This is a genomic window from Pedobacter sp. AK017, from assembly GCF_014200825.1.
In the GTDB taxonomy this organism is placed as follows: Bacteria; Bacteroidota; Bacteroidia; order Sphingobacteriales; family Sphingobacteriaceae; genus Pedobacter; species Pedobacter heparinus.
Genome location: NZ_JACHCW010000035.1, coordinates 1 through 7,223 on the forward strand (window position 1 = coordinate 1; position 7,223 = coordinate 7,223).

Consider the following 7,223-nt stretch of genomic DNA (forward strand, 5'->3'; position numbering starts at 1 on the left):
CTAATTATACCAGGAACACGGCCCCCGAGCGCATTGCTCAAATTTGATGGTGCTGCTTTTCTAAGTTCCTTCATGTTAATATTGGAAATGGCTCCAATTACACTTGCCTTTTTCTGGGCGCCGTAACCTACCATTATTACTTCATCTAAGGATTTAGAATCTTCTGATAAGCTAACATCTATTTTTGAGCGGCCTTTCGCGTTTACGTTCTGAGAAATATAGCCCAAAAAACTAAAAACAATAACTGAGTTAGGATTAGGCAGGCTAATGGAATATTGGCCTTTTGCATTTGAAACTGCGCCAATTTTGGTGCCTTCAACAAGAATACTGACACCAGGAAGTGAAACTCCATCTTTATCGGTTACAGTACCGCTTAATTGTACATTTTGAGCATATGTGCTCATACAAGCCAAGCTAAAAACTAATAGTATTAAAAATCTCCTCATAATTTTAAGTTTAAAATGATTACCAACCTGGATTTTGAATACCTGGATTTCTGCTGACCTCCTCCCTAGGGAAGGGATAACGATACATGTTTTCGGTAAATACCCGATTTTCTACCACCTCTGGAGTGTATGTAAATGTATAGGGCGGACCGCTACTTCTCACTATTTTCAAACCTGAAACGGGTTTGTTATTCAGTACGGTTACTGCCAGGTTCCATCTTCTTAAATCCAAATGACGGTGTTCTTCAAAAGCAAGCTCGATGCGGCGCTCATGACGGATAGCATCCCGCATTAATGACTGACTGGTTGCAGAAGGGACTGTTTGATTAGCGGTTAAACCTGCACGTGTACGGATCAGTGCAATGGCCTGACGTGCGGTCAATCCGTAGGTAGCCGGATCATCTGGGCCATACGCTTCATTCATAGCTTCCGCATAATTCAACAATGTTTCTCCATATCTGAAAATTGGAAAACAATGCAATGTATTTACTACCGGTGCTATCCAGGTAGCTTTGGTTGAATTGCCCATGAATTTACGTAAGAAGAACCCTGTACGGGTAGGATTTATACCTGTTTTGTCTTTACCACCTTCAAAGGTTTCGACTGTAACGCCCATCCAGGATACGCCATTATATAAAATAGTTTTATCAAAACGTGGGTCCCTGTTGGCAAAAGGAGCATTTGCATGAGTAGGATTACTCCAGTTAAAACGCGTACCGTCTTTCATTTCATAATCATTAACCAGGTCTAAGGTAGGATTAGTTCCACCCCCACCATCTACCAGTTGAGGTAAGCCATTCACTTGTTCTATGGCAGCGTTTGCCGGTTCTATCCTGGAGAGAATGATCTCGTTATTTCCGACAAGCGTAGTGAAAAATGCATCATAACCGGTACCGGCTGTATACAAGCTATATACAGGGGCTGCTCCATTTTTCAGGTTAATAACTGCGGCATTAGCTGCAGCAGCAGCTTGCCACTTCGTAAGCAGATTTCCTGCATTGTTTAGCGGACTCGCCGCATATAATAACAGTCTGCCTTTTAAAGCAAGGGCCGCACCTTTTGTTGCACGGCCAAAATCTCCCGCTGCGTAGGTAATCGGCAATACTGCCACCGCCTCATCGCACAAGCCTGCAATATATTCCACGCATTCATCATATGAACTTTTTGGGATAATCAGATTGCCATCAGCTCTCAGGGCTTCTCTAACGATAGGATAACCTCCAAAACGCTTCAGCAGCTCAAAGTTTAACAAAGCACGGATAAAAATAGCCTGACCATAGTACTCATCGCGCTGAGCAGCAGTTATTTGACTTATGGATGAGACCGGTGCTACAATAAGATTGGCATGTATATCATTTGTATAATCATACGTTCTGCGAATGCCTGTATAAATTGTATTTAAGGGGGCATCCCAGTTATTTGAAGATGTAGTTCCCCAATTTCCTGTTCCCCACTTTTCTGCACCAGAATTCGGGGATGCATGTACAGCTTCATCCGTTGCAGCAGCAACCATCGACCCAAGAACATTAGCACCTGGAGTTGGTCCCACATCATCACCCACATCAGCCACCGACCCCAATCGGTTATAACCCTTGGGAAGAAAGGTATAGAGGTTATTTACAAACTGCAATATCCTTGCACTATTAGTATAAATGACATCTTTATTGACAAATTGTGCTGGCTTTGTATCAATTGTTTCATCAGAACAGGATTGAAGCAAGAATGCTCCCGTCAGACATATAATAGAAAATAGTATTTTTTTCATATCCATTAGTATTTGAAGATTAAAATTTCACATTAAGGCCTACACTAAAAGAGCGCAGCAATGGATAGCCCACCGGATTTTCCATTTCCGGATCTTTTAGTTTGACCTCATCCCATAGGAATAAATTATTGCCATTTACAAAAATCCGTGTGCCGGTTATTCCGATCTTTCCTACAAGCCTGGCTGGGAGTGTATACCCCAATTCTGCGTATTTAAGCCTTACAAAAGAGTTATCTTTTACCCAGTATGAACTAACTGCGGTATTATTCGTATTAGTCAGACTTAATCGAGGATACGTCGCTGATTGCCCCGACCCAGGAGTCCATCTGCCAAGGTGATGCTCCAACGCATTTCCCGTTTGTCCAACAAATGCATAATAAGTACGGCCTGAATTATAGGTTGTACCTCCTTGCGTTCCATGAAAGAACACATTCAAATCAAACCCTTTGTACTGAGCTCCAAGGTTCAATCCGAAGTTACTTTGTGGTATTCTGGCCTTGCCAATAACGGTAATATCGTTCTCATTAATTATTCCATCACCATTCAGATCCTTATACTTCAGATCACCCGGTTTCTGTGTGCCCAGTGATGACTGGCTGGGTAAACTTGCAATGTTGTCGGTTTCGGTATAGAACCGGTCAAAAACATATCCCATTCGGGTTTGTAAAGGATTTCCTATCGTTTGCATCCAAGAATACTGCTTTTCTACCTCACCGTTTTCTATAACTTTATTTTTTGCAAAAGAATAGTTGGCTGTTACAGAATACTGAAAATCTTTGATCTTGTCTGTCCATCCTGCCTGAACCTCAAACCCCTTGTTCTTGAAAATGCCGGAAGGAACCGAAGTAGTACTTCCGCCTCCATACATCACTGTAATGTCACCGGAAATAAGAATATCTTTAGTTTCTTCATTGAAATAATCAAAAGAAGCATTAAACTTATTATTTAACAGGGCTATATCCAATCCTGCATTAGATTTCAGTGTCTTTTCCCAGGTGACCAGAGGATTGGCTATCTGGCTTTGATATACACCAGAACTTGCTGTGGGAGTAGTGCCGAAATAAGCACCATATCCTGCCGCAACAGCATAAGAACCGTAATAGCTAAAATTCAAGTCTCCTGGCGCAACGTTTCCGGTTCTTCCGTATGAGCCTCTGATCTTTAAAAAATCAATTAAACTTCCTTTCATGAAAGATTCATCTGAAACAATCCAGCCTGCAGATACCGCAGGAAAAAAGCCATAGCGGTCGCCTTCAGGATATTGCTCATTTCCCATGTAAGAAGCTGCAATATCCAGCAGGTACCTATCTTTAAACCGGTATGATACGCTTCCCTTTGGCCCCTGGTAATTTTTAGTTTGTCTTCCCGAGTTTGCAACATTGCCATCACCAGAATTAGTATCAAATTGCTGCCGTTCATACATCAGCATTGAACTGATATTATGATTGCCAAAAACCCTGTGATAATTCGCTGCTAATGAATGGTCATAGATCCGGTTCCGATTAATATATGCGCCACCTGGTACGATTACAGTCGTTGCTCCAAGTTGAGTATAAGGCGTGGCGGAACCGGCAGGATTTAATGAATATACTGCAAAATTCTTGGCACGGTTTGTATAAAATGACGATATACTGGAAAAACCGAGTCTGGCTTTGAGCGTCAATCCCTTCAATAAGCTGTTAAAATCATAGTCCAATTCAGCGAATGATGACATCGAAGCTCCGACAATGTTATTATAGCCAGCGTAATTAAGCCCTCCATAAGGGTTATTCTGATAAGTAATATTTCCACCCAATGAACCATCAGCATTTTTCATCGGATAAGCATTAGACGGGGTTGCGTATATTGAATTAAAAAGGTTTTCGTCGAAAAGTGTATTGTAGGCTCCCGGGGCATTACGCTTGTCCCTTTTTGAACGGAGGTCTGCAAATATTTTCAGATTTTTGGTTATTTTCAGATCAACACTAGCCCTTACATTAATAAGATCAAGATTAGAGTTAGTGCTGTATGTATTTATACTTTTATCCGTATTAAAGATACCATCATCCGTGAGATAGCTTGCTGAAAAATAATACTTTGCATTATCCGAACCACCACTTACATTTACATTATTTCGAATTTGCAATGAATGGTCCTTCACCAGTTCATCAGACCAATCCACATTCGGATACAAGTAAGGATTGCTTCCATCTTTGTAAGCCTGTAGTGCTGTAGCATTGTATTTCGGCACAGCAATCGGATTATCATTTAGTTGTGCTTCATTATAAAGCACTGCATAATTATAAGCGTCGAGGAATTTAGGCATTCTGGTTGGTTGCTGAAAGGTCGATTCAACATTATAATTAATCTTTAATTTTCCTACTTTACCCCGCTTAGTGGTTACAAGTATAATGCCTTGTGAAGCGTTCATGCCGTATAAAGCTGTAGCCGCTGCATCCTTCAGTATGGTGATACTTTCAATATCGTTAGGTTCAATCTGGCTTGCATCATCCACCCTGCCGTTAACAATTATCCAGGGTGAATCCGAACCATTTAGATTATGAAAGCCCCGAATCTGGTACGAAATACTCTCAGCTCCAGGAGTAGCTTTACCCTGGATTATTGAAAGACCCGGTAAACGACCTGACAACGCACTTAGCCGGTTAGTACCGGGAATATTACTTAACACATCTCCTGAAATAGAAGAGACGGCACCTGTAATATACCTCTTCGACTTAGATCCGTAAAGAACTTTAATCTCCTGGTCCTGGTTACCAAGTGATAAATTTTTGGTTGAGTCTTGTGAATTCGGCTCCTGTGCGTTGGCATTATAACCAATCATCAGCAGAAACACGCTTCCTGTAAAGACTCGTCTGGTAAATTGAGTAATTATTTTAGTCATATATTTAAGTTTAGTACATTAAAATATTCAGGACGATTGCTTTAAATCCTTTACTGAAAGTATTCTTTAAGCTGGTACTGGTAACCAACAGACCCAGGCTGGTCTTGCTGTTCAATTCCTATAAAACCCCTCATATCACCATTATCGTCAATGATCTGTTGAAAAGCATAGGGATGTAAATTACGGTCATAAGTGGGGAACTCAGCATTTGTAGGCAGACAGGCACAAAAATGATTGTAAACCATGCTTCTACCATTATTATTGCTGGCAAGATGATAAATAATACCCGTTCTGGTTGTGGTGCAACCCGAATTACACACATCCGCAGAGCTTGGCGATAACACATGCAAGGTATTGCCATTGGCTGAAGATGTAAAAGGAGTTAAATTTAATTTGTCAGCTTTCCACGCCCCGGTCACAGTCGTGTCTATAGATATGGTAGTTCCATTTGTAGACCAAACAGCTATCCTAAAGCCTCGATAAAGAATACGGGGCACCTGCGCAACTGTTTTAAAAGTACTCCACGAAGCATTACTGCCATAGCCCCTGCCATGGGTAAGTCCATAATTGGAACTTCTGAGTGATACCTTTGCGCTAAACGCATCAGGGTTGGTCACGTTCCAGCTTTCAGTAACCCCCGCCCATGGCGCATCCCATGCAATAGAAAGTACGCCGGTGGTAGCATTATAAGTATAGATACCTGTCCGGCCAAAGTACATGCCTGCAGGTGCCATCCATCCGGTAGGCGTGTAAGGATTGGCAGTTTTGCTGATGTTCTCAAAAGTACAGGTATGTGCATTAAACAAGGTTTTCCCTTTTTCATCTGCGGTATTCCAATCCCAATAAGTAGCAGCCACTGTCCCGGCATTGGCATTAAATGTCCAATTGCAAATTCTAACAACGGTTTCGCCGGTAAGATCCATATTGCCCATTACCGCAGAAAAGCGGACTTTGCCTCCTGGCAGGGGCTGTTCCGAAGCAATCATAGCCTCCAGATTGCCTTCTTTTAACTGTGAACCTTCTAAATCGCTGGCTCCAGGTAGCTGGCTCTTACTGCAAGATTGAAATAAGAGCGGAAAAACTAAAAAAATCATTGTGTACCTGAAAGTACAGCAGGTTAAATTTTGTTTCCTCATTGTAGTGGTTATTTTGGTTTAGTTTGTTTTGGGCAATTAAAATCTGCAGTTTATCAACTTAAATTAAACCGTACTGCATGCTGTTCAGTAAACTCAATTTCTCATTAACCCTGCAGACTTATATTGCCTTGTTAATGGTAAAACAGTTGAGACTGTACCCGGTAGTAGAGCGGAAGAAAAAAAATATTTATTTTAAAAAGAATAATATGATGGTTATCCTTGTCAATACGTCCAGTTTCAGTTTAATCATCCTTATTGCGTATCCGATCTGTTTTTTCACCGTTTTATCAGATATCCCCAGTTGGGTTGCAATTTCTTTATGGGATAAGAATTGTTTTCGGCTCAATTCAAAAACCTGGCGCATTTTAACAGGCAGATTCTGAATCTCCTTTTCTACGATCAGCAGCAATTCCTTTTCGTCAATCTGCTCAACTGTCCCATTACCTGCCTCTTCAGCAAACGCAGATAAGGCACTTAAATAATCTCGCCTTACCTTTTTTTGCTGGATCAGGTTAATGATCTTATTTCTTGCAGTGATATACAGATAACCAGAAAGGTTGCTGTTAAAGGGAAGATTGGTTCCTTTGGTCCATAAAGTAGCAAAAAGTTCCTGTGCCAGGTCCTTTGCATCATCTTCATCGCCCAGCATCTTCAAAGCATGAAAATACATCACTTTCCAGTACCTGTTATAAATTTCAGCAAAAGCCTGCTGGTCCCCTGATTTTAGACAATCAAGCAGTTCCTGGTCAGTGTATGATTTGACGGTCCGCATGGAGGTTTAGTTGAAAACGAATATACCAAAGGAATATTTAATAAACAACAATTGTTTACGTCACCGAAACATAAAACAAAGATAAAAGTTATAGACTGTCTAAAACTTTTATCTTGTTAAAAAGTAATGTTAAGCCCAAAGGCATAAAATTTATTTTGAGGCGACCATGCTCCGGATCCAAGTCCATTGGCCTCACCCTGACCAGCAACCATCTGACCCGGTA

5 protein-coding genes are annotated in these 7,223 nt (G+C 41.1%); all 5 read right to left on the reverse strand.

The features are described 5' to 3' along the window. Positions 1 to 404: carboxypeptidase-like regulatory domain-containing protein (locus tag HDC92_RS24750; RefSeq protein WP_255484672.1), on the reverse strand; the 404-nt coding region annotated here is incomplete at its 3' end. A 61-nt stretch (positions 405 to 465) separates the two neighbouring features. Next, positions 466 to 2,211, reverse strand: a complete 1,746-nt coding sequence (locus tag HDC92_RS24755; RefSeq protein WP_162141686.1) for a RagB/SusD family nutrient uptake outer membrane protein — start codon at positions 2,209 to 2,211, stop codon at positions 466 to 468. A gap of 19 nt (positions 2,212 to 2,230) precedes the next feature. Further along, complete coding sequence (locus HDC92_RS24760) at positions 2,231 to 5,092, reverse strand: SusC/RagA family TonB-linked outer membrane protein (protein ID WP_012781286.1); 2,862 nt, start codon at positions 5,090 to 5,092, stop codon at positions 2,231 to 2,233. A 50-nt stretch (positions 5,093 to 5,142) separates the two neighbouring features. After that, positions 5,143 to 6,186 carry a hypothetical protein gene (locus tag HDC92_RS24765; protein ID WP_183877558.1) on the reverse strand — a complete coding sequence of 348 codons (1,044 nt, stop codon included), beginning with the start codon at positions 6,184 to 6,186 and terminating at the stop codon, positions 5,143 to 5,145. Between the two features lie 229 nt (positions 6,187 to 6,415). Then, positions 6,416 to 7,000: an RNA polymerase sigma factor gene (locus HDC92_RS24770; RefSeq protein ID WP_012781284.1), complete on the reverse strand. Its 585-nt coding sequence runs from the start codon at positions 6,998 to 7,000 to the stop codon at positions 6,416 to 6,418. Positions 7,001 to 7,223 lie beyond the last annotated feature (223 nt).

Coding starts and splice junctions, on each gene's coding strand:
- HDC92_RS24760 (WP_012781286.1), bottom strand. CDS start 5,092: ATGACTAAAATAATTACTCAATTTACCAGACGAGTCTTTACAGGAAGC.
- HDC92_RS24765 (WP_183877558.1), bottom strand. CDS start 6,186: ATGATTTTTTTAGTTTTTCCGCTCTTATTTCAATCTTGCAGTAAGAGC.
- HDC92_RS24755 (WP_162141686.1), bottom strand. CDS start 2,211: ATGAAAAAAATACTATTTTCTATTATATGTCTGACGGGAGCATTCTTG.
- HDC92_RS24770 (WP_012781284.1), bottom strand. CDS start 7,000: ATGCGGACCGTCAAATCATACACTGACCAGGAACTGCTTGATTGTCTA.